1 protein-coding gene is annotated in these 383 nt (G+C 77.0%); it reads left to right on the forward strand.

Annotated features, from left to right (window positions below):
• Positions 1-383: hypothetical protein (locus TW83_RS21720; RefSeq protein ID WP_045984375.1), on the forward strand; the 383-nt coding region annotated here is incomplete at both ends.

Consider the following 383-nt stretch of genomic DNA (forward strand, 5'->3'; position numbering starts at 1 on the left):
GCGACGCGGCCGCACCCGCCGAGGACGTCGCACCGACGCTGTCCGACCGCCTGCGCGCCCTGGACCCGGCGCGTCTGCCCGTCCTGGTGGGCGGGCTGGCCCTGCTGCTGGTCGTGGCGCTGCTGTTCCTTGGCCGCCCCGCGCCGCAGGAGGAGCTGGCCCAAGCCCCCGTTCCGCAAGCCCCCGTTCCGCAGGCACCTGTCCAGCAGGCCCCCGTCGCGGCACAGCCGCAGCAGACGGCACCCGCCCCGCAAGCGGCCATCCCGGTCGCGCCCGCGCCCACGACGCCGGTCGACCCCGCCCCTGTGGCACAGGAACCGCAGACAACGCAGACGACGCCCGAACAGCCCGACGCCCTGGATCAGGCCCTGGCCGAGGCGCTG

Source organism: Paracoccus sp. S4493 (assembly GCF_000967735.1).
Classification (GTDB): Bacteria; Pseudomonadota; Alphaproteobacteria; order Rhodobacterales; family Rhodobacteraceae; genus Paracoccus; species Paracoccus marcusii.